Annotated in this window: 18 protein-coding genes and 1 other RNA gene; 10 read left to right on the top strand and 9 right to left on the bottom strand. The window is 33.9% G+C overall.

Annotated features, from left to right (window positions below; genetic code table 11):
- The 3 genes from ACWGOQ_RS22995 to ACWGOQ_RS22985 form a co-directional block, all read left to right on the top strand.
- On the top strand, positions 1-498 hold a 498-nt coding region (locus ACWGOQ_RS22995), incomplete at its 5' end, for a T9SS type B sorting domain-containing protein (RefSeq protein WP_458202873.1).
- A 70-nt stretch (positions 499-568) separates the two neighbouring features.
- Positions 569-1528: a PorP/SprF family type IX secretion system membrane protein gene (locus ACWGOQ_RS22990; protein WP_452060089.1), complete on the top strand. Its 960-nt coding sequence runs from the start codon at positions 569-571 to the stop codon at positions 1526-1528.
- Positions 1529-1895: 367 nt separating this feature from the next.
- Entirely contained in the window at positions 1896-2555 is a 660-nt protein-coding gene (locus ACWGOQ_RS22985) for a TrmH family RNA methyltransferase (RefSeq protein ID WP_452060088.1), read from the top strand.
- A gap of 574 nt (positions 2556-3129) precedes the next feature.
- Here the strand turns inward: ACWGOQ_RS22985 and ACWGOQ_RS22980 are convergent.
- The 3 genes from ACWGOQ_RS22980 to ACWGOQ_RS22970 form a co-directional block, all read right to left on the bottom strand.
- Positions 3130-3894: a carboxypeptidase-like regulatory domain-containing protein gene (locus ACWGOQ_RS22980; protein WP_452060087.1), complete on the bottom strand. Its 765-nt coding sequence runs from the start codon at positions 3892-3894 to the stop codon at positions 3130-3132.
- A gap of 114 nt (positions 3895-4008) precedes the next feature.
- Positions 4009-5775 (bottom strand): DEAD/DEAH box helicase, encoded by a 1767-nt coding sequence (locus ACWGOQ_RS22975; protein WP_452060086.1) that lies wholly within the window; start codon positions 5773-5775, stop codon positions 4009-4011.
- A 115-nt stretch (positions 5776-5890) separates the two neighbouring features.
- On the bottom strand, positions 5891-6940 hold the full coding sequence (locus tag ACWGOQ_RS22970) for a glutaminyl-peptide cyclotransferase (protein WP_452060085.1): 1050 nt from the start codon (positions 6938-6940) through the stop codon (positions 5891-5893).
- An 87-nt stretch (positions 6941-7027) separates the two neighbouring features.
- Between ACWGOQ_RS22970 and ffs the strand changes: the two genes are divergently transcribed.
- The 3 genes from ffs to fsa all read left to right on the top strand — a co-directional run bounded on the left by ffs (position 7028) and on the right by fsa (position 8770).
- An RNA gene (gene ffs / locus ACWGOQ_RS22965) (signal recognition particle sRNA small type) lies at positions 7028-7126 on the top strand.
- A gap of 91 nt (positions 7127-7217) precedes the next feature.
- Positions 7218-8039 carry an SDR family oxidoreductase gene (locus tag ACWGOQ_RS22960; protein WP_452060084.1) on the top strand — a complete coding sequence of 274 codons (822 nt, stop codon included), beginning with the start codon at positions 7218-7220 and terminating at the stop codon, positions 8037-8039.
- Positions 8040-8116: 77 nt separating this feature from the next.
- Complete coding sequence (gene fsa / locus ACWGOQ_RS22955; protein WP_452060083.1) at positions 8117-8770, top strand: fructose-6-phosphate aldolase; 654 nt, start codon at positions 8117-8119, stop codon at positions 8768-8770.
- A gap of 37 nt (positions 8771-8807) precedes the next feature.
- Here fsa and ACWGOQ_RS22950 read toward each other — a convergent pair whose 3' ends face one another.
- Positions 8808-10274, bottom strand: a complete 1467-nt coding sequence (locus ACWGOQ_RS22950; protein ID WP_452060082.1) for a peroxiredoxin family protein — start codon at positions 10272-10274, stop codon at positions 8808-8810.
- 473 nt (positions 10275-10747) lie between these two features.
- Here ACWGOQ_RS22950 and ACWGOQ_RS22945 point away from each other — a divergent pair, with 473 nt between their 5' ends.
- On the top strand, positions 10748-12373 hold the full coding sequence (locus ACWGOQ_RS22945) for an ABC-F family ATP-binding cassette domain-containing protein (RefSeq protein WP_452060081.1): 1626 nt from the start codon (positions 10748-10750) through the stop codon (positions 12371-12373).
- Between the two features lie 47 nt (positions 12374-12420).
- Here ACWGOQ_RS22945 and ACWGOQ_RS22940 read toward each other — a convergent pair whose 3' ends face one another.
- A complete protein-coding gene (locus tag ACWGOQ_RS22940) occupies positions 12421-13023 on the bottom strand; it encodes a TetR/AcrR family transcriptional regulator (RefSeq protein WP_452060080.1) in 603 nt (200 codons plus the stop codon).
- A gap of 191 nt (positions 13024-13214) precedes the next feature.
- On the opposite strand from ACWGOQ_RS22940, the gene ACWGOQ_RS22935 reads away from it, so the two are divergent.
- A complete protein-coding gene (locus ACWGOQ_RS22935; protein ID WP_452060079.1) occupies positions 13215-14783 on the top strand; it encodes a GMC oxidoreductase in 1569 nt (522 codons plus the stop codon).
- Here the strand turns inward: ACWGOQ_RS22935 and ACWGOQ_RS22930 are convergent.
- The 4 genes from ACWGOQ_RS22930 to pheT form a co-directional block, all read right to left on the bottom strand.
- Positions 14770-14976 (bottom strand): hypothetical protein, encoded by a 207-nt coding sequence (locus tag ACWGOQ_RS22930; RefSeq protein ID WP_452060078.1) that lies wholly within the window; start codon positions 14974-14976, stop codon positions 14770-14772. The two genes, ACWGOQ_RS22935 and ACWGOQ_RS22930, sit on opposite strands and share 14 nt — an antisense overlap.
- A gap of 6 nt (positions 14977-14982) precedes the next feature.
- The gene (locus ACWGOQ_RS22925; protein ID WP_452060077.1) at positions 14983-15210 is read right to left on the bottom strand and encodes a putative signal transducing protein; all 228 of its coding nucleotides are present in this window, start codon (positions 15208-15210) and stop codon (positions 14983-14985) included.
- Between the two features lie 9 nt (positions 15211-15219).
- Positions 15220-15939 carry a hypothetical protein gene (locus tag ACWGOQ_RS22920; RefSeq protein ID WP_452060076.1) on the bottom strand — a complete coding sequence of 240 codons (720 nt, stop codon included), beginning with the start codon at positions 15937-15939 and terminating at the stop codon, positions 15220-15222.
- A 166-nt stretch (positions 15940-16105) separates the two neighbouring features.
- Positions 16106-18532: a phenylalanine--tRNA ligase subunit beta gene (pheT, locus tag ACWGOQ_RS22915; protein ID WP_452060075.1), complete on the bottom strand. Its 2427-nt coding sequence runs from the start codon at positions 18530-18532 to the stop codon at positions 16106-16108.
- 340 nt (positions 18533-18872) lie between these two features.
- On the opposite strand from pheT, the gene ACWGOQ_RS22910 reads away from it, so the two are divergent.
- Both ACWGOQ_RS22910 and ACWGOQ_RS22905 read left to right on the top strand, forming a co-directional pair.
- A complete protein-coding gene (locus ACWGOQ_RS22910) occupies positions 18873-20099 on the top strand; it encodes a peroxiredoxin family protein (protein ID WP_452060074.1) in 1227 nt (408 codons plus the stop codon).
- Between the two features lie 143 nt (positions 20100-20242).
- Positions 20243-21343: a DUF2911 domain-containing protein gene (locus ACWGOQ_RS22905; RefSeq protein ID WP_452060073.1), complete on the top strand. Its 1101-nt coding sequence runs from the start codon at positions 20243-20245 to the stop codon at positions 21341-21343.
- Positions 21344-21514: the final 171 nt, after the last annotated feature.

Below are 21514 nucleotides of genomic sequence, written 5' to 3'. Positions count from 1 at the left end.
TTTACCGCTACATATATTTTAACAGCAGAAGATGTTTTATCAGGAGAAGTACGGAATCAAGCTATAGTTACAGGTCAAGATCTAAATGGAAATGATGTGACCGATGTATCAGACGATCCTATTAACACAACAGATATCGATCTTGATAATGATGGTGACTCAGAGGATGAGACGGTAACAATAGTTCCTTCTGGAGAGGATGTCATAATCTATTCTGGGATTTCACCAAATGGCGACGGTATTAATGATGAGTTTATAATAAGAGGAATTGAAGATTTAGAAAATACTTTAGAAATATATAATAGATGGGGAGTAAAAGTTTTCAGTGCAAATAACTATGGTAGTAATGATAATTTGTTTAGGGGTATTTCTAATGGAAGATCAACTATATCTGCCAATAATGAATTACCTGTAGGGACCTACTACTATGTTATTCAATATGTTATAGATAGCGGCGAACGTAAAAATAAAGCAGGATATCTCTATATAAACAAATGATCGATTAAAATAAAACACCTATAACAAACTTCTCAAGGAAGGAATTGAATAGAAATATAAACTAGAGTCGATGAAAAAAGAATGCATATTAATTATAATAGTATTTTTAAGTTTTGCTTTCCAGCAGAAATTATATACCCAGCAAGATGCTCAGTATACCCAGTATATGTATAATACGATCAGTGTAAACCCTGCATATGCAGGTAGTCGTGGGGTGATGAGCATAATGGGGATGCATCGTAGTCAATGGGTTGGATTAGATGGCGCCCCGCGTACACAGACGCTTACGCTAAATACGCCCATAGGGGATAATAACAGGGTAGGTCTAGGATTTTCGATTGTAAATGATGAAATAGGCCCTACAGACGAAACTTATTTTGGGATCGATTTTTCATATACGATTCCGACTTCAGAAAGCGGAAAGTTAAGTTTTGGTTTAAAAGCAGGAGGTCATTTATTAAATGTTGATTTCCAGCGGTTATCACAATTTGATATCAATGATCCTAATTTTGAGAATAACATTGATAATAAACTTAGTCCTAATGTTGGGATTGGTTTGTATTATCATACAGATAAATTTTATCTGGGATTGAGTGCTCCTAATTTGTTAGAAACAGATCATTTTGATGAGGAGGCTACGGTGGGTAGCAATGACTCTTCCACTTTTATCGCAGAAGAAAGGATTAATTATTACTTGATTGCAGGCCATGTGTTTGATCTAAGCGATTCTGTAAAGTTTAAGCCAGCTGTCCTTGGTAAGTTGGTATTTGGCGCTCCTTTACAAGTAGATCTTTCTGCAAACTTCTTACTGTTCGATAAACTAACATTAGGGGTAGCGTATAGATGGAGTGCAGCATTCAGTGCTATGGCAGGGTTTCAGGTTTCAGACTCGTTAATGATTGGATTTGCATATGATAAAGAAACTACTGAATTAGGAAGAACACAATTTAATGATGGGAGTTACGAGGTCATGTTACGTTTTGAGCTGTTTAGGAAGTATAACAGGATGTTAACTCCGCGATTCTTTTAATTTTCAGTACTCAGTATGAAATGTAAATTGATATGTATTGAGAATATAGACAGGCTAAAATAAAAGTTCAGAAAAACTCTTTTTAGGAGATATTAGGAGAGTAGATAGAGAAAATGAGATAGAATTTTAAAATACTGGTTACGCTTATAGTTTTATACATAAAATTATATAAGCAGTTTCAAAATTTCTGGGTTTTTATTTTCAAGTGACGATGGTAGAGTAAAAACTGAAACAGTAATTTCTTGAATATTTTGATCCTTGATCAGTATACCGCCTCCCGATTCGAATGGGTATCGAACGGGAGGTGTTTTATCAAAACTTCCCATTATCTAAATAATTAGGAAATGCTTTCATATTTTAGCCACCTATGATCGATCAAAAGTTATTAGAGTATTTAGAATCTTTTCTTACATCCAGAAGGTTAGGATTATATAAAAAAGTAATTGAGCAGCGTACCAATCATTTTACCGTAGCAGTAGAGGATGTTTACCAATTGCATAATACAAGTGCTGTTATAAGGAGTTGTGATGTTTTTGGTATTCAAAATGTTCATGTTATTGAGGAAATAAATGCAAAACGTATTGATAGAGAAATTGCCATGGGAGCACAGAAATGGGTGGACATCAATCGATATACAACAACTGCAGAATGTATTAATTCTATTAAAAGTAAAGGATATCAGATTGTAGCCACTACTCCCCATGATGATTCAGTAGAATTAAAGGATTTTGATATTAATAGTCCATCAGCATTTTTTTTTGGTCAAGAGCAAGAAGGATTAAGTGACATGGTGCTAGAATCAGCAGATATAAAATTACATATCCCTATGGTTGGCTTTACAGAAAGCTTAAACATCTCTGTTTCTGCCGCTATTATTTTACAACAAGTAACATCATTGCTAAGACGTTCTGGTATTTCTTGGCAATTATCTGAAGAAGAAAAGCTAGAAAAAAGACTGGATTGGGCAAAAAAAGTGATTAAAAGTCATAAAAAGATTATAGCTAGATATGAAGAAGGTAATAGATGACAAATACTAATCAACTCATTACAGATAATGAATAATGTACTACAAATTCTAATTTGTTAACTACCAGAAAGGATTTAATTTACTCACAAACAAAGGTTTATGTGTAAAAGGTTAACGTTCTTAGATCAAAGGTTTTAGAAATTAATTCCCTATATTTGATAAAGACCAAACGTTATAACTCCCTAAAACACCTTTATCATGAGCAAAAAAAAGTCACCTGCTAACAAAATGAAAACGTTTTTAAAACAAGTGAAAACTGGCTTTAAATCTAATAAAACCATATTGAATTATCCAACAGAGGCAGTTCATGATATATTTCAAAAAAGAACAAGTACTTCGTAACTTTTGACGTTCAATACTATACCTATTTTATAAACTAGTTATAAAATTAGCCAAAATAGTTTCTTAATTTATTTCTGCTTCGAAGATCACTACAGGTTGGTAGTGTAGGAAAAATAATATCTAAAAAAACTCAAATATCAGCAGCCCGTAGGTATATTTCATTGATTTATTCATTCTAAAGGCAATAAAGGACGCTGACGCTATACTTTAGATAAAAAGAGTGCTCTCTGTCTTATTTTCGATCTAAAACTTTATATTCTTCATAGCAATCGCTAATGGCATCCAGAATTTGAAGATCATTGGCAAATTTTATAAAATCAACTGAGTAATTACAATTTCTTAATATTTCGTCAATATCGAGACGTTCGACTTGTAATAAAGCCATTAGGGTAGCCCTGTCAAATTTTGATTCTAGCAGATTTCTTATCTCGTCATCTTTTTTCATTTTTCTCAGTTTACGCAACTCATTGGATCGTTTACTGAAAATATTATAAAGAAAATCTGCTGGGTTAAAAATGGCACCCAGCACTTTATTTACTGCTCCAGGTTGGTTACTACCACCTTCATATCCAGAATTTAATCCAGAAATACTATATCTATAATTATTATACACCGGAATTTTCTTAGCATCTATTTCTAGGTAACCTGTAAGCTGAACATCTGCTACAACTACTTCTTCTAGAGCGATACCTAATTCAGTCATCTTAATTTTTACAGCACCAAATTTCTTCCAATCGTTGGTTACTCTAACTCTTAACGGTTTGTATCCTATATAAGTAAAATATAGTGTATCGTTTACTGTTGCCTTTATTTCAAAATTACCTTCCTTATTGGTTATGGTTCCAACTACTTGGCTAAGGTTTACTACATGAACATTTTGCAATATAGCATCTGTAGAGGCATTGAGAACGCTACCGGATACAGTTTCTATATCAGTATCCTGAGCCTTGGCAACAATGCCTGTGATTAGTAATATGAATAATAGTATTTTTTTCAAAAGCGTATTTTTAGTAATAATTCTATGTTAACTAGTATATATGACGGTCAACCTACACGAACATAACATAAAAATCGGACCAAAAATCATATAGTTTAGTTAATTCATAAAGAATTATCTACGATCACTACGTTTTTTTCTGTCTCTCCGTCCGCTACCGGCGCGGTCACCTCTGTCATTATCACGACGATTCTTTCCTTTTGGTTTGAAGCCTTCGCTTCTGCGTTTTCCTTTAAAACCACCACCGTTGTTATCTCTTCGACGTCTACCACCACCTCTGCTACGTCCAGAATCTTTAGAGACTTCAACGTTTACTTTTCTTCCTTCTATTTTAAAATCTTCAAAAACAGCAAGAATTGTTTCCTGATGTTCAGTATCTGTATTGAAAAAAGAGAAACTTTCTTTGACATCTACACGGCTTACACCATCTCTGCCTAGATCTAACGCATCTTTTAGAAAATCCTTTAGTGTCATCCAGTCAAAACCATCTTTTTCACCTACATTGATAAAATAACGCGTACTACCATCTCTTCCATGAGATCGATCTCCACCATCTCCAGAAGTACTAAGGTCCTTAGCTTTCTTATAATAATTATGAAACCGGGAAAATTCTACAGAAAAGAATTTTTTGATCAGCTCTTCTTTTGTAAAATCTTCCAGCACCTCATTGATAGAGGATAAGTAGCTATCAATTTCATGATTAATCTCTGACTTTGCAATATCATTAGCTAAATGAAATAATTGGACTTGGCAGATTTCTTCACCACTTGGTATTTCTTTTTCTTCGAATTTTTGTTTAATAATTCGTTCTACTGTCTTAATCTTTCTAAGTTCACTTTTAGAAACAATAACCATAGAGACACCACTTTTACCTGCACGTCCGGTTCTACCACTTCGGTGCGTATAGGTCTCTATTTCATCGGGTAGTTGATAATTGATCACGTGTGTTATATCATCCACATCAATTCCCCTTGCAGCTACATCTGTGGCTACTAACATTTGTATTTGGCGATTTCTGAAACTTTTCATTACCAAATCTCGCTGGTTCTGACTTAAATCACCGTGTAATGCTGCGGCGTTATATCCATCTTCGATAAGCTTTTCTGCTACTTTTTGCGTATCTCTTTTTGTGCGACAAAATATCACCGAAAAAATATCCGGATTCGCATCTGCTAATCGTTTTAAAGCAGCATATCGATCACGAGAATTTACTACATAATATTCGTGAGAAACATTCTTAGAACCAGTGTTTTTATGGCCAACCGTTATCTCTACCGGATTATTCATAAAACGTTTAGCAATAGTAGAAACCTCTTTGGGCATTGTTGCAGAAAATAACCAAGTGCTTTTGTCTTTTGGAGTATGAGAAAGTATGGCAGTAATGTCTTCATAGAATCCCATGTTGAGCATTTCATCTGCTTCATCTAATACACAGTAACCAATATTAGATATGTCCACCATTTTACGGTTAATCATATCCTGCATACGTCCTGGCGTGGCCACAATGATCTGTGCACCGCGTTTGATTTCTTTAGCTTGATCATGGATACTAGCACCTCCGTAGATGGCAACAGTGCGTAAGCCTTTGCTAAATTTTGAGTAATTTTTTAATTCGTTAGTAATCTGTAAACAAAGTTCACGCGTAGGGGATAAAATTAATCCTTGCGTTATTTTACTTTCGATGTCTACTTTTTCAATTAACGGAAAACCAAATGCAGCGGTTTTTCCGGTTCCGGTTTGTGCTAACGCAACAATATCCGTTTCTTCATTAAGCAAAATAGGGATCGCCTTTTCCTGTACTTCACTTGGGGTTTCAAACCCCATTTCATTCACCGCCTTTATAATGGCTTCGCTGAGGCCTAATGCTTCAAATTTGTTCATATAAATAAAATAAGCCGCAAAGGTACGGTTTATTATCTGTCTATTATAATAACGAACTACTTATTCTGTTGTTGCAAATTAATCAATAGTCATAGACAATGAAATCAAATAAAAGTTACTTAATGATCTCAATTTCAAAAAGTTTGTTCCAATTCTTGCCCGTTACAAATAATTGTTTTGTGTCTTTTTTATAAGCAATACCATTTAGCACATCCAGGTCAGAATGTTGCTTTACTTTTTTACGCAAACCAGCAAGGTTAATAACCGCTTCAACGGCTCCGTTTTTTGGATTTATAACAGCGATTCCGTCCTTCTGCCAAGTGTTTGCATAAATTTTTCCATCGATCCACTCGAGTTCATTAAACTTTGATTTTATCTTATTATGAGTTACAACTTCTATATAGGATTTCTCAGCAAGTGTCTCAGGGTCTAATATCCAGATTTTTTCGGTTCCATCACTTTTATAAATGTGTTTACCATCATTACATAATCCCCAACCTTCTTTACTTTTGTTATAAGCAAAATCACCTGTTTTTTCTAAACTGCTTAGATCGTATATAAAACCTTCCTGAGACTGCCAGGTAAGTTGTAATATTTTATTATCAATAATAGTGATACCCTCTGCAAAATATTTTTTATCAATCTCTTTTTTGTCCACTATTTCTCCAGTTTTATAATCAACTTTCCTAAGAGATGATAAACCATTTTTACCGGTACTTTCATATAGTGTATCCATGTTGAATTCTAATCCTTGTGTAAATGCGTTTTGATCGTGTGGATATTCTGCAATGATTTTATACGTATATAATTTGGGAGGTACATTACTAAAAAAGGTAAGTTTTTTATAAACATCTTCTTCTTTTCCTTCGTAGTACACAATAGCTTTTAATAAATGTTTGCCTAATCTCTCGGTATCAATCTTTTCGTTTAAATTGTGATTACTGGTAGACTTTAATTTTAGATCTCCTAAAAAGAATGTTACAGAATCAATTTCAATATTTTTGTTGTTGACAATACTTGCTTTTACCATTTCTCCTAACTGAAATTTGGTTTTATTATCGTCTGTTTTTATCGAAAAATATTTTTTTTTCGTATCGGGATTACTGCCACAAGAAAAAATAAGAGCACATAAGGTGATGATGACGAATAGGTTACGTTTATTCATGATATTGGTAAAATTTAGAGCAAGATATTTATTTTAATTGGGTTTAAAAAATCATTGTTTTATATGCTAAAGATTGTATCTTTGCATCGGCAAGTCCTACACAACCAGCTCCTGTTGAATCCTCCAGGGCGGGAACGCAGCAAAGGTAAATGGTCGTAGCGGTGTGATGTAGGTAGCTTGCCTTTTTTTGTGCCTTATAGTTTCCTTTTTTGTTTTTTTAAGTTGATTTCGTAATTCATAGTTCGTAAATCTAATTTCCGAATGTATATTTGCGGACATGAATACAAATCCAAACGCTAAAGTAGTCTTAATAACAGGTGGTTCTTCAGGAATTGGTAAATCCATCGGAATTTTTTTAAAGGATCAGGGGTACATTGTGTATGGAACTAGTAGGAATCCTTCACGATTTAGTGATTTTGATATATTTCCACTTCTTCAACTAGATGTCGCAGATAAAAAAAGTATTGCATCTGCTGTAACAACGATAGAACAAAAGCACGGACGATTAGACGTTTTGATAAACAATGCAGGAGCTGGAATTACAGGCCCGTTAGAAGAAATTCCCGAAGAAGAAATCGTTCGAAACTTTACTACTAATTATTTTGGACCTATTAACATGACCAAAGCTATTTTACCTTTAATGAGGGAACAAGGAAGTGGTTTAATCATAAATATAACATCTATTGCAGGATACATGGGATTGCCATACAGAGGTATTTATAGTGCTTCTAAGGCTGCGTTAGAAATAACTACAGAAGCGTGGAGAATGGAACTGAAAGCTTTCAATATCTATATGACTACGATTGCTCCCGGAGATTTTGCTACAAATATTGCAGCCGGACGTTATCATGCTCCTGTTATTAAAGGATCCCCGTACGAAAAATCATACGGTAAGTCATTGAAATTAATGGATGCACACGTAGATGAAGGAATGAATCCTAATGAAATGGCTAAAGCAGTATATAGAGTTATACAAACACATAATCCTAAAGTCCACTATAAAGTAGGAGCGTTTATGCAAAAATTTTCGATTGTTTTAAAACAAATGTTACCGGATAAAATATATGAGAAATTACTAATGAATCATTATAAATTGTAATTTTGAACGCATAATTCGAGTATCGTAGTATTAACGTATAATCTCGACAAATAAATCATAAATTTAAACACAACAATATGAAGTTTTTTATTGATACGGCTAACCTAGATCAGATTAAAGAAGCACAGGATCTGGGTGTACTGGATGGAGTGACGACAAATCCATCTTTAATGGCTAAAGAAGGTATCACAGGTAAAGAAAATATTATAGAACATTATAAAAAAATATGTGATATAGTAACAGGAGATGTAAGTGCCGAAGTAATTGCCACAGATTTTGAGGGTATTATTAATGAAGGTGAGGAGCTGGCTAAACTTCACGATCAAATCATCGTAAAAGTGCCGATGATCAAAGAAGGTGTGAAAGCAATAAAATATTTTAGTGATAAGGGTATAAAGACTAATTGTACATTGGTTTTTTCTGTAGGTCAAGCCTTATTAGCTGCCAAAGCAGGAGCTACCTACGTTTCTCCATTTATCGGTAGGTTAGATGATATTTCTACTGACGGATTAAATTTAATAGCAGAAATCAGATTGGTATATGATAACTATGGTTTTGATACGCAAATTTTAGCCGCCTCTGTAAGGCATACGATGCACGTGATCGATTGTGCAAAAATAGGTGCAGATGTGATGACAGGTCCGCTTTCATCTATCGAAGGGTTACTAAAACATCCATTAACTGATATCGGTTTGGCAAAATTTCTGGCAGATTACAAAAAAGGAAATTAAACAGCGTATATATAATAAAATCTAAAAAACTGTTCTTTTAATCGAGAGCAGTTTTTTGTTTTTGGCTAGTAATCATGCTACTATAATTCAGTAACTGTTTTTCAAAGAATGGAGAAAATAAATCAGCATTTGGGTTTATTATCTTTCCTTCCTGATCAACAAGAATGACCTTGTTTGTGTAGTGGATTACTAATTCATCCGCAGAACACTTAGGAAATTTAAACTCAAACTCATTATCTAATTTGTAATTATGTCTTTTGATAGTTTTTAGCCAATTATCTGTTTGTTCCTCATCCGTGTTAATACCAATAAAATCGATCTCAGGATAGAGTTCGCTTAAATAACTCGTTTTATTATGAGCTCTGATATAATGACCTTTTCTTTCTATAGACCAAAAGTATAAGGCAGTAATTGGTTTTTCGAAAAGAGAAGATAATTTGGTAATTTCTCCGTTTGAAGAAATAAGATCCTGATCAGGGATGATATTATTTGGTTTTAGCCTGGTCGTTGCTTTCGCCAGCTTTATAAGTTCAGTTTGAAACTTTTTATCACTACTTATAGATAAGTAATGGTTTAATACCTTTTGGGAGGTATAATCGTTTTTGTTATCTAATATAAAATTGGTAGTGATTCCGCGTAGTAAATTATTTTTGATATAAGAGTGATCAATCATACTATCCACCAGGTCTAATTTGTATAGGGTATATTCAACCTTACTCTTGGAGAAAGATTTTTGATTCATATACTTGATATACGATGAGTTTGTAAAATAATGATTTAGAAATCGATTATAAGAGTATAACCTCATTAAATCATCATCGTTAAAATCAACCTGTTTTCTGTAATCAAAAAAACCTTCTTGAAAATCTACTGATGTATCAGCGGTTTTTATCCTGGAATATTGATGCTTGTACAAAAACATCTCATATCTCGAATAGAAATCATATTCAAAACTGGATTTACAGATCTTTTTAGAAAGATCACTAAAATCATATTTGTGAATCAGACGGTTAAACCTTTTCAATCTTTCATCATACAATGAGTCTTGTTCTTTTTTAAATTGTTTTGGTGTCTGTCTTGTTCTTTTTCGTAAATATTCTCTTTCTGATTCATTTTGCAAAAACATATCAATCAGAAAGTTGTTTTTTCGGGATCCTCTCCCAGAAAAAACAAGGGATTCATCAAATTCTAAAGTGTTTAATCGTAATAAAATACTGTCACCTTTCTCCAGCAATACTATTTGGTACTCAGGATTATGCCTGAAAGAATACAGTCCCTCTTTCATCCCTTTTATACGATGCGAAAATCGATTATTTTTATCGAGATATATAGTATCTGGATGTTTTTTATCTTTAAAAAGTACGATGTAGTCTGTATTCGGATTCACAATTTCTCCGCCAAAATAAATATGGTCTTTGATGACATCGGTCTCAGAAGCACAACTTAACAAGCAACAACTTGCAATTGAGATATAAATAAAATATTTTATCTTGTAGAAATACATTTTGGGCGCTATTATTTTACTGACAAACAGTCAAAAATAAATGGAATGACCTCTACCGCTTGTTAAGAATACGTTAATTGTGTTATTATTAGCCAATGTGCCCACCAGAATAAAACTCGTCGTGAATCAGTTGAACTATCTTTAAGCATAGTGTAGTTGAATTAAACCGTTTAGGATGCTGTCAAGTCTTCTTATGTCGATTAGATTACATGGATTTGTATAGTTTTTTTATATGCGTTTATAGTTCCGACTCCACAGGGAAATTATTGACAATTTTTGTGTTATGAAAAGTTGTAATTAGGTGATTTGCCTGAGGATTTAAGCTTAAAAAATATTTACACGCCAATACCTTTGAAGAAAGGTTGAAAATTTTCGTAGATTATTTTTTAATACGATTGCCCAGAAAATACTACTATATTCTTTCAGGTTCTGAATCCATTTTTCTACTTTTGCCGAAAATACAATTTATAACTATGTTATCAGTTTCTAATCTTTCTGTTCAATTTGGTAAGCGGGTCTTATTTGATGAAGTAAATACCACCTTTTCACAAGGTAATTGTTATGGTATTATTGGTGCCAATGGAGCCGGAAAATCTACATTTTTAAAGATTCTTTCTGGAGTATCAGAACCTACCTCAGGTCAGGTACATCTAGAGCCCGGAAAGCGAATGTCTGTTTTAGAACAAAATCATTATGCTTATGATGAGTATACTGTTTTAGAAACAGTAATTATGGGTAATAAGGAGTTGTATAAAATTAAAACTGAAATCGATGCATTATACGCTGATTATACAGATGAAAATGCAGAGAAAATAGGAGAACTTCAGGTGCAATTTGAAGAAATGAATGGATGGAATGCTGATAGCGATGCCGCCACGATGCTTTCTAATCTTGGTATCAAAGAAGAGCTGCATTACACAAGCATGTCAGATTTGGATACAAAACAGCGTGTGCGTGTATTACTCGCACAATGTTTATTTGGTAATCCGGACGTGTTGATTATGGATGAGCCAACAAATGATTTGGATTATGAAACGATTTCTTGGCTAGAGAATTTCTTGGCTAATTATGAAAATACGGTAATCGTAGTTTCTCACGACCGTCACTTTTTGGATTCTGTATGTACTCATATTTCAGATATTGATTTTGGTAAAATCAATAACTATAGTGGTAATTATACATTTTGGTACGAATCTTCTCAGTTGGCAGCACGCCAAAGAGCACAGCAAAATAAAAAGGCAGAAGAGAAAAAGAAGGAATTACAGGAATTTATAGCTCGTTTTAGTGCTAACGTTGCGAAATCAAAACAAGCAACTTCTCGTAAGAAAATGATCGAAAAACTAAATATTGAGGATATAAAACCATCTAGCCGTCGGTATCCTGCAATAATTTTTGAAAGAGATAGAGAAGCAGGGGATCAAATCCTAAACGTGGAAGGATTAGCAGCAAGTAATGAAGATGATGTGCTGTTTAAAGGAGTGGATATTAACCTTGCAAAAGGAGATAAGGTGGTCGTGTTTTCTAAAGATTCCAGAGCTACAACCACTTTTTATCAAATTCTAAACGATAAGCAAAAAGCAGATGCAGGAACTTTTTCTTGGGGTATCACAACTACGCAATCCTACTTGCCCGCCGATAATAGTGAGTATTTTCAAAACGACCTCACGTTAGTAGATTGGTTACGTCAATGGGCAACAACAGAAGAAGAACGTGAAGAGGTATTTATTAGAGGTTTTCTTGGAAAAATGATTTTTAGTGGAGAAGAAGCGCTAAAAAAATCAAATGTCTTATCAGGAGGAGAAAAAGTACGCTGTATGTTGTCTAAAATGATGATGACCAGAGCAAATGTATTGATGCTTGATGAACCAACGAATCATCTGGACTTAGAGTCTATTACTGCCTTCAATAACTCATTAAAAAACTTCAAAGGAACTATTTTATTTACAACACATGATCACGAATTTGCGCAAACAGTAGCAAATCGAGTGATAGAGCTGACACCAAATGGAGTAATCGACCGCTATACTACTTTTGATGAGTATATGAGTGATAATAAAATAAAAGAATTGCGAGAGAAAATGTATTCGGTAAACGTATAAAGCGTATATACAGAAATGTCGTTTACGATACTTTTTGGATATACTCGTTATTCGATTATCAACCCCTCAAACTTTATACACAAATACTCTCTAATAGCAGATTCTAATGTTTGCTTGGTGTTTTCAAAAAAACTGTGATCGGTGATCAGTTGCATAATAAAATATTCATCTAATTTGATCAGGAGTTCGGGAGATACAGGTTTAAATAGCTTGTTTTGGATCCCAACAATGTAAAATTCTTTAAGATCTTTCAATAAGCCGTGTAAAAACTCTTGAACGATATTCCACGCATTAGGATAGTGGATTTGTAATTGCTTTAAATAAAAAGGAGAAATGTCTTTTACTCCTTCTACAAGAATCTTAGCTAACGTGTCGTACTGATAATTTAATCTGGAAAGCTCTCCTGAAATTTCATTTTTATATGCTTTAAGTTGGTCTATTCTGACCTGAGTAATGTACTCGAAGATTTCTTCCTTGGTTATAAAGTATTGGTAAATCGTAGATTTACTCTTATTCATTAATATAGCCAAATCATTAATTGTAAGCTCACCCAGTTCTTTATGGGTAAGTTTTGGAAGAAGCGCTTGTGTCCATTGTTCTACTTTGTTCGTTTTTTCTTTTCTTTCGCGACTGATAGATTTTCTTCCCATCCTTGGTATTTTGTTAAAACCGAACTATATTTGATAAAGTAGTTCGAAATATGTATATCTTTTTTTCAAACATAACCATTTGAAGTGTGAAAAATCAAGCTGTTCGATAAAAAAATCCAGAAGAGTGATTTGGCTGACCAGTAATATGCTCCGGGATGTATAATGCAAAATACTAATATAAAATTATTGATATGGAACCTGAGAAAGAATACGATTATGTAATCATCGGAAGTGGTTTTGGCGGATCTGTCAGTGCCTTGCGTCTCTCTGAAAAGGGATATAAGGTTTTAGTAATCGAAAAAGGAAAGTGGTATAAGCCTAAAGATTTTCCAAAAACAAATTGGAATCTTCGAAAATGGTTGTGGGTTCCTTTTTTAAGATGGTTTGGTATCATGAAAATGTCCTTTTTTAAACATGTAGTGGTAATATCAGGAACTGGAGTAGGAGGTGGGTCTTTGGTATATGCAAACACACTCCCTGTTCCAAAGAAAGAGTTTTTTGCCTCCGGGAGTTGGAAAAACCTGGAAGATTGGCAAGTAACGTTAGCACCATTTTACAAAACAGCATTAAATATGCTTGGAGCAAAAAAAAATCCTAAACTCTTTGATGGAGATAAAGCACTGATGCAATTAGCAGATGCAATGGATTTAAAAGAGTATTTTTCTGCAACAGAAGTTGCTGTTTTTTTTGGAACACCGAATAAGACAGTTTCTGACCCATATTTTGGAGGAAAAGGACCTGATCGTACAGGTTGTAACTTTTGTGGTGGTTGTATGACAGGATGCAGATTCGGAGCAAAAAATACACTAGACAAGAATTATTTATATTTAGCACAACAGTTAGGTACCACTATCTTGGCAGAAAATGAAGTTTTTGATGTGAACCCATCTAAAGAAGGGTATGAAGTAACATATAAATCATCAACAGGCTTTTTTAGTGCTAAAAAAACGGTAAAAGCAAAAGGTGTTATTTTTTCAGGAGGGGTTTTGGGTACGGTTAAATTACTGCTACGGTTGAAACACAGTTCTTTGCCCAGATTATCAGATCGTTTAGGAACAGATATCAGAACAAATAATGAAAGCCTAATTAGTGTGACTAATCTAAACGGTACGATGGATATGTCTAAAGGTGTGGCAATAGGTTCTATTCTAAATACGGATAAAAATAGTCATTTAGAAATTGTACGTTATGCAAAGGGTTCTGGGTTTTGGAGGTTATCGCATTTGCCATTAACTCACGGTAAAAATATAATTGTAAGGATAATAAAAATGGTTACAAGTATTTTAAAATATCCAATAACATATCTTAAATTATACACAAGAAAAGATTGGGGAAAGAGTACTGCTATTTTATTGTTTATGCAAACATTGGATAGTACCTTAAAATTTAAGATAAATTCCTTAGGACGCATGAATACTTCAGTAACAGAAGGTGCAAAACCTAGTGCTTTTCTTCCAAAATCGTTGCAGTTGGCTAAGCGGTATGCTACATTGATAAAAGGCAAAGAAACAGTTTTTGGATTAGAACCACTGGCAGGAATCCCCTCGACCGCTCATATTTTAGGAGGAGCTGTTATGGCAGCAAGGAGCAGTGAAGGCGTTATTGATAAAAACAATAAAGTATTTGGATATGATCATATGTATGTGTGTGATGGATCTATGATCTCAGCGAATCCGGGTGTTAATCCTTCTTTATCGATTACAGCAATAACTGAAAGAGCTATGAGCAAGATACCGTTAAAGAACTTTAGTTCTTTTTAGTATTTTTAAAATGTTTAAAAATAAGGAATCCTCCATACGCAATGAACGAAGCTGTAAGTAAGATACGATAATCCCATTCTGATCCGGCCTGAATTCGTTGGTATAGTCTGAAACTACCGAATATAACCAATGCAATACCTATCATGAAGTCCCAGTTTTTTCTAGGCACTTTTTTACTTTCTTCTTCTTCCATAATGACCTAAGATAAGCTTTTTTCGATGATAGGGATTGCTTCATCTACATCTTTTTTCTTAACAAAAAGTTGAATATGATCCGGGATCCCACCACCAAATCCTGCAGCCATACCTGACTTCATATCATCTCTGGTGATAGAATTGATACCACTATCTTGAAGCAAAGTCTGCAGAAATTGAATATTAATCAAACTTCCGGTATAAACTCTTTCGTAATCACTTTCAGGAAACATATATCGTTATTAGGCGTTAAAATATTTACTATCCCAAATGGCAGTATTGAAATTTTTACCTAAAGCAAATCCATAGAATAAAACAACCGCCGCCACAGATTTAAACATAAAGAAAAATATCATGATCAATTCAGAGGTGTTATTTTCTTTACTGAACAATCCTTGTGGGACCATAAAGGTAAGTAAAAGACTAACTAAAAAAGTAAGAAATAATAAATTTTCAAAACTTTTAAAGAACCACATCATTACCTTGCGAAAAGGGTGCAGGTCATCTCCCCATTTATGAATTAAATAATAATAGTCATTTCCCATTGGTGCAAAAAGTAATGGGTCATCTGCGTTAGCTAACTTAAATAGTTTGGACGGGGCTATAATCTTGAAACCCTGTAGTTCAATTTCATGAATCTTTTCAAGATTTTTTATTTTCGATAATGCTTCCTTAGGAATTTTACCTTTAAAATAAGTAGAGTTTAAAAAACGTAATCTATAATCTATACAGATTTTTTTAATCTGATCGATATGATAGATTTTTGAACTTTCTAAATGATCAAATATAAAGTCGTTTTCTATGACTGGAGTACCGTTTTCTAGTGTATTCGTAATGCGATCATTCTTCTTTGTACCCTCTTTAAAAATGGTATGAACCTGAAACTCCCAACTTTCTGGGTCCAATTGTTTGTTGCGTAATTGTGTGAGTTTTTTTTCTATGTTGGTCTTTGGAATCATCATTTTTCTTTCTTTAACATCACTAAATTAAGTATTTACGATTTGTATTGCAAGATTTCAGAGTTTTTAACAAATGTTGAATCACGGTGCTTATTTACAATTTTTTTCATAAAAAATGCCCTTGAATTTTTCAAGGGCATTGATGTGTTATAACAAATTGATTATACGTTTATCGTAACTCTGCTCCTAATTTGTTCTCAAAACTATATTGAAGCTTATTCATGATTTTATCAATTTGTTTATCAGTCAGTGTTTTATGTTCATCTTGTAAAGTAAAGCTAACAGCATACGATTTCTTGCCTTCTGGTAGATTTTTGCCTTCATAAACGTCAAACAAACTGATGTTCTGTAGCAGTTGTTTTTCTGTTTGTTTCGCAATGGTATGAATTTCTTCAAAGGTAATTGCCTGATCTATTAATAAAGCAAAATCACGCCTAACTTCCGGAAACTTGGGGATATCTTTAAATTTAATTTTGGTACGTCTTGCAAACTCTAGAATGGTGTCCCAATTAAAATCAGCATACAGTACTTCTTGAGAAATCGAAAAAGTTTTCAATACAGACTTTTTGATCATCCCAAATTCTACCAATTTTGATTTGCCCAAACTAAAGGTAACCCCCTCAGAAAAGAGGTCATTTTTTACTGGAGATGTCCTCGATGTTTTAATACCCAGACGAGTTAAAATAGCTTCTATAACTCCTTTCATATAAAAGAAATCACTGCTTTCCTGTCGCACCTTCCAGTTTTCAGCGGTTTTATTACCTGTGATTGTGAGACTTAAATGTTTATTTTCAATGCGACGACTTTCATAATTGTGGTATGTTTTTCCGAATTCGAACAACTTGAGATCAGCACGTTTTCTATTAATATTATAAGACACTGCTTCTAAACTTGAAAATAATAAGGATTGTCGCAATACGGCCAAATCATTACTTAAAGGATTTAGCATCTCTACGTTGTTTTCTTTTTTTAACTGTTCTGATAATGAGATGTACGCTGGAGATGTCAGTGAGTTTGCCATCATTTCATAAAAGCCTTGACCCACCAATTGATTTGAAATGGTGTTTTGGACATTATGATCAGAAAATTTATCAATATTAGCAATAGAGGCATTTAGCTTTTGAGTAAACTTAATATTATTATATCCATAAACGCGTAAAATCTCTTCAATTACATCAACTTCTCTTTGGACATCATTGCGATATGAAGGAATCGTAAGTCCTAGTCCTCTTTCTGTAACATTATTTACTTTAATTTCCAGTGAGCTTAAAATATCCTTGATGGTTTCTGGTGGAAGTTCTTCTCCAAGTAACTTTGCAGTATTATCAAAAGATAAAAACACCTGAAAATCTTCGGTCTTTTTTGGGTACAGATCAACAATTTCACTTGTAATATCACCGCCTGCCATCTCTTGTATCAGCAACGCCGCTCGCTTTAGCGCGTACTCAGTAATATTAGGGTTAATACCTCTTTCAAATCTAAAAGAAGCATCGGTATTTAACCCATGACGCTTTGCTGTTTTTCGAACACTCACTGGATTGAAATACGCGCTCTCCAAGAATATGGATGTCGTATTTTCTGTAACTCCAGAATTAATTCCGCCAAAAACTCCTGCAATACACAGCGGTTTTTTGGAGTCACATATCATGAGGTCTTCTTCGTGTAATTCTCGTTCTACCTCATCGAGTGTAGTAAACTTGGTGCCTTTTTCTAAAGTCTTTACCTCTATTTTATTTCCTTCTATATAATGAGTATCAAATGCATGCAATGGTTGTCCTAGCTCGTGCAAAACATAGTTTGTAATGTCCACCACATTATTTTTTGGAGTAATACCAATTGCTTTTAATCTGTGCTGAAGCCAAGAAGGAGATGCTGTCACTTTTAGTCCAGAAATAGTCACCCCGCAATATCTTGGTGCCAGTTCTGGGTTTTTAACATCGATTGCATATTTATGTAATCTGTTGTCTACCTTAAAATTACTTACAGAAGGTGTGATTAGCTCCAGATTAAGATCTTTTTGTTGTAGCCCGGCTTTTAGATCCCGAGCAGTTCCCCAATGGCTCATAGCATCTGCTCGATTAGGAGTTAGCCCTATTTCGAAAACTTGATCATTTTCAATATCAAAAATACTTGCTGCTGGAGTTCCCACAGAAATATCCTTATCAAGGATCATGATTCCATCGTGACTTTTACCAAGCCCCAATTCATCTTCGGCGCAGATCATACCGTGACTTTCTTCTCCACGGATTTTACCCTTTTTGATCTTCCATTCTTTGCCTTCTTCATCATAGAGTATAGTACCAATGGTAGCTACAGGAACTTTTTGACCTTCTGCAACGTTTGGAGCTCCACAAACAATTTGTACAGGCTCTTCATCTCCCAAATCTACTTTAGTAACTTTTAGCTTATCGGCATTAGGGTGTTTTTCGCAACTGATTACCTGTCCCACAATGACACCTTCTAATCCTCCTTGTACACTTTGGTAGGTTTCAATCCCTTCTACTTCAAGCCCTAAGTCTGTGAGTAATTCGCCAGCTTTTTCCGCGTCCCAATCCAGCTTTATAAATTGCTTCAGCCAGTTATATGAAATTTTCATTAATGATGATTCTGAAATTAGGCGGTAAAGATACTGTTTTGGGGAAAGTTGACAAACAAGAACGCTTGCTTATATTATTCTAGAAAAAAATATAGGTAAAGTTTAAGATATTTATTTTGGGAATTTTATGTTATCACTTTTCTGAGATAACCTATTTTAACCTCAATAATACTCGGTTTAACAAGAATATTCTGTAATTTTGAATCATTAGATAGTGAAGAACGGCTATAAATGAAAAACTGACTAAATTTTTACTATTGTAAAAACATAATGATAATTCATAAAACTGTCTAGTGGGATTCTATCATCTAACTAGACAGTTTTATATTCACACAGACTTATGAAAAAACATATATTATTAGTAACATCTATACTCTTATTATTCTCATGTAAAGAGGAGAAATCAAAGGAAGATCTATTTCTTAAAAGTGGTCCATGGAAAGGATCCTTTACATTACAAGACACTAAAGAATTACCCTTCCTTTTTGAAGTGTTTGATAACCAAACGCTAAAGGTTTTTAATGCAGAAGAAGTAATAGATGTTGATGAGGTAACAATCGAAGGAGATTCTGTATTTATCAAGTTTCCAGTTTTCGAAGGATATATTGCGGCCAAATTTCAGGATTCCCTAACAATTTCGGGAAGTTTTATTAAAGAGAGCTTAGATAGGATTGTTCCTTTCAAGGGGACATTTGGAGTAAAGGATAGATTTGATATTACTTCAAAACCAACTGCCAATATCGAAGGTAATTGGGAAACTGTATTTAGTAAAGATACTCCAGAAGATCAATATATTGCTAAAGGGATTTTTAAACAAAATGGAAATATTGTTACTGGTACTTTCAGAACTACAACTGGTGATTATCGTTATCTGGAAGGTGTGCTAAATAATGATAAACTAGAATTATCAACATTTGATGGGGCACACGCTTTTCTTTTCAATGCACAGGTTACAGATAGTACAATGAACGGATACTTTTATTCGGGGAATCACTGGAAAGAACCTTTTATAGCTACACGTAATGAGGAATTCCAGCTTCCATCAGAAGATTCGCTAACATTTATTAAAGAAGGGTATGATAAATTTGAATTTAGTTTCCCTAATGCCCAAGGAAATCAGGTTTCTCTAGAAGACGATCGTTTTAAAGGAAAAGTAACTATGGTTCAGGTAATGGGAACGTGGTGTCCCAATTGTTTGGATGAAACCAAATATTATGTCGATTACTACAATAAAAACAAGGATAAAGATCTGGAGTTTGTGGCACTGGCATTTGAGTACGCTAAAACTCCCGAGAAAGCCTTTAAATCTATTGAAAGATTGCGTTCGAAACTAAAGGTGCCATATCCAATTCTTTTAGCTCAACATGGAACTTCTAATAAAGAAAAAGCCCAAGAAAAGCTACCGATGCTTAACCATATACTTTCGTACCCCACAACAATTTTTATTGATAAAACTGGAAAAGTACGCAAAATTCATACAGGATTTAATGGGCCAGCTACGGGTCAAAAGTATGTGGATTTTACAAATGAGTTTGATAGCTTTGTTAATCAGCTGTTAAAAGAATAGAGGATTTAATGCTTATTAGTACTTACAGCCTTAGTTTAACACAGTGGTAACACCCGGGTTAAGAATATCACCTTATTATTGTTAATAATCTATGAGTCTTTCTTTAGTTGAAAATCTAATAAATAATTCAAACAATTTAAGTAATGAAACAAAACAAACTAATAATAGTATTTTTTGTAAGTGCTACACTGTTGCTATCAATCCAAATGAATGCTCAGCTTAGCACTCCCGAAGCAAGTCAGCGAGCGCAAGTAACACAACGAGTTGGAATAACTGATATAACTATTGATTATGGAAGACCAAGCGTAAAGGAACGAGAAATCTGGGGGAAACTAGTTCCTTATGGATATAACAATCTTGGTTTCGGAACATCTACTGCTGCGCCTTGGCGAGCCGGAGCTAATCAAAATACTACCATCGAATTTTCTCATGATGTTACAGTAGAAGGAAAGGATATAAAAGCCGGTCTTTATGGGCTTCATATCGCTCTTAAGGAAGATGGTGGGGCTACGATAATATTTTCTAAAAATGCAACTTCTTGGGGGAGTTATTTTTATAATGAAAAAGAAGATGCATTACGAGTAGATGTTGAGACTAAAGAGACTGCTCATACAGAAACACTTCTGTTTTTGTTTCCTTCCTTTGATGCTAATAGTACCACAGCAGTATTAAGATGGGAAAAGAAAGAAATTCCGTTTAAGATTAATGTAGACGTAACAGGTATCGTTATAAAAGGAATAAAAGATGATCTTAGAAGTAGTGCAGGGTTTACACAATCAAACTGGGATAATGCTGCAAATTATGCATTTAATACAGGTGATATGGATCAAGCGTTAGAGTGGATTAATACTTCGATTAGTGGTAATTTTTTTAGCAAGGAGACATTTGGTAACCTCTCCTTGAAATCTCAGGTTTTAGCAAAACAAGGAAAGACAGAAGAGGCCATGGCGCTAATTGATGAGGCAGCTAAACTTGGAAATGCATCTGAGGTATTTCAATTGGGAAATGGGCTAATTAGTCAGGGACAAAGGGATAAAGCGCTTGAGGTTTTAAAGAATAATGTAAAAAACAACAATGGTGTCTGGCCTTCTAATTATGGATTAGCTAAAGCATATTCCGCCACGGGAGATTATAACAATGCTATTAAATCTATGAATATTGCTATAGACAATGCTCCTGAAAGATTTAAAGGTAGATTATCCGAGGAATTAGAAAAACTTAAAAAAGGAGAAAATATTAATTAAATGAAAAGCTATTCTCAAAAACCTGTATAAGCGTCGCATTTAGACATGTTTTAAATTAGAAAAGTATATGTAATCAATAACAGCACATATTTATAAAAGGATCAGTGTTTTGCTGATCCTTTTTTTGTGGATTCTAAAAAAAAATGGTTAATTTTTTATACCCTTTATAGA

The organism is Aquimarina ulvae (assembly GCF_053613295.3).
Note: the sequence above shows the minus strand (reverse complement) of the source record. Positions and strands in the feature narration are given on the sequence as shown.

Coding starts and splice junctions, on each gene's coding strand:
- fsa (WP_452060083.1), top strand. CDS start 8,117: ATGAAGTTTTTTATTGATACGGCTAACCTAGATCAGATTAAAGAAGCA.
- ACWGOQ_RS22950 (WP_452060082.1), bottom strand. CDS start 10,274: ATGTATTTCTACAAGATAAAATATTTTATTTATATCTCAATTGCAAGT.
- ACWGOQ_RS22925 (WP_452060077.1), bottom strand. CDS start 15,210: ATGTTTCCTGAAAGTGATTACGAAAGAGTTTATACCGGAAGTTTGATT.
- pheT (WP_452060075.1), bottom strand. CDS start 18,532: ATGAAAATTTCATATAACTGGCTGAAGCAATTTATAAAGCTGGATTGG.
- ACWGOQ_RS22905 (WP_452060073.1), top strand. CDS start 20,243: ATGAAACAAAACAAACTAATAATAGTATTTTTTGTAAGTGCTACACTG.
- ACWGOQ_RS22990 (WP_452060089.1), top strand. CDS start 569: ATGAAAAAAGAATGCATATTAATTATAATAGTATTTTTAAGTTTTGCT.
- ACWGOQ_RS22930 (WP_452060078.1), bottom strand. CDS start 14,976: ATGGAAGAAGAAGAAAGTAAAAAAGTGCCTAGAAAAAACTGGGACTTC.
- ACWGOQ_RS22935 (WP_452060079.1), top strand. CDS start 13,215: ATGGAACCTGAGAAAGAATACGATTATGTAATCATCGGAAGTGGTTTT.
- ACWGOQ_RS22945 (WP_452060081.1), top strand. CDS start 10,748: ATGTTATCAGTTTCTAATCTTTCTGTTCAATTTGGTAAGCGGGTCTTA.
- ACWGOQ_RS22920 (WP_452060076.1), bottom strand. CDS start 15,939: ATGATGATTCCAAAGACCAACATAGAAAAAAAACTCACACAATTACGC.
- ACWGOQ_RS22910 (WP_452060074.1), top strand. CDS start 18,873: ATGAAAAAACATATATTATTAGTAACATCTATACTCTTATTATTCTCA.
- ACWGOQ_RS22970 (WP_452060085.1), bottom strand. CDS start 6,940: ATGAATAAACGTAACCTATTCGTCATCATCACCTTATGTGCTCTTATT.
- ACWGOQ_RS22960 (WP_452060084.1), top strand. CDS start 7,218: ATGAATACAAATCCAAACGCTAAAGTAGTCTTAATAACAGGTGGTTCT.
- ACWGOQ_RS22975 (WP_452060086.1), bottom strand. CDS start 5,775: ATGAACAAATTTGAAGCATTAGGCCTCAGCGAAGCCATTATAAAGGCG.
- ACWGOQ_RS22985 (WP_452060088.1), top strand. CDS start 1,896: ATGATCGATCAAAAGTTATTAGAGTATTTAGAATCTTTTCTTACATCC.
- ACWGOQ_RS22940 (WP_452060080.1), bottom strand. CDS start 13,023: ATGGGAAGAAAATCTATCAGTCGCGAAAGAAAAGAAAAAACGAACAAA.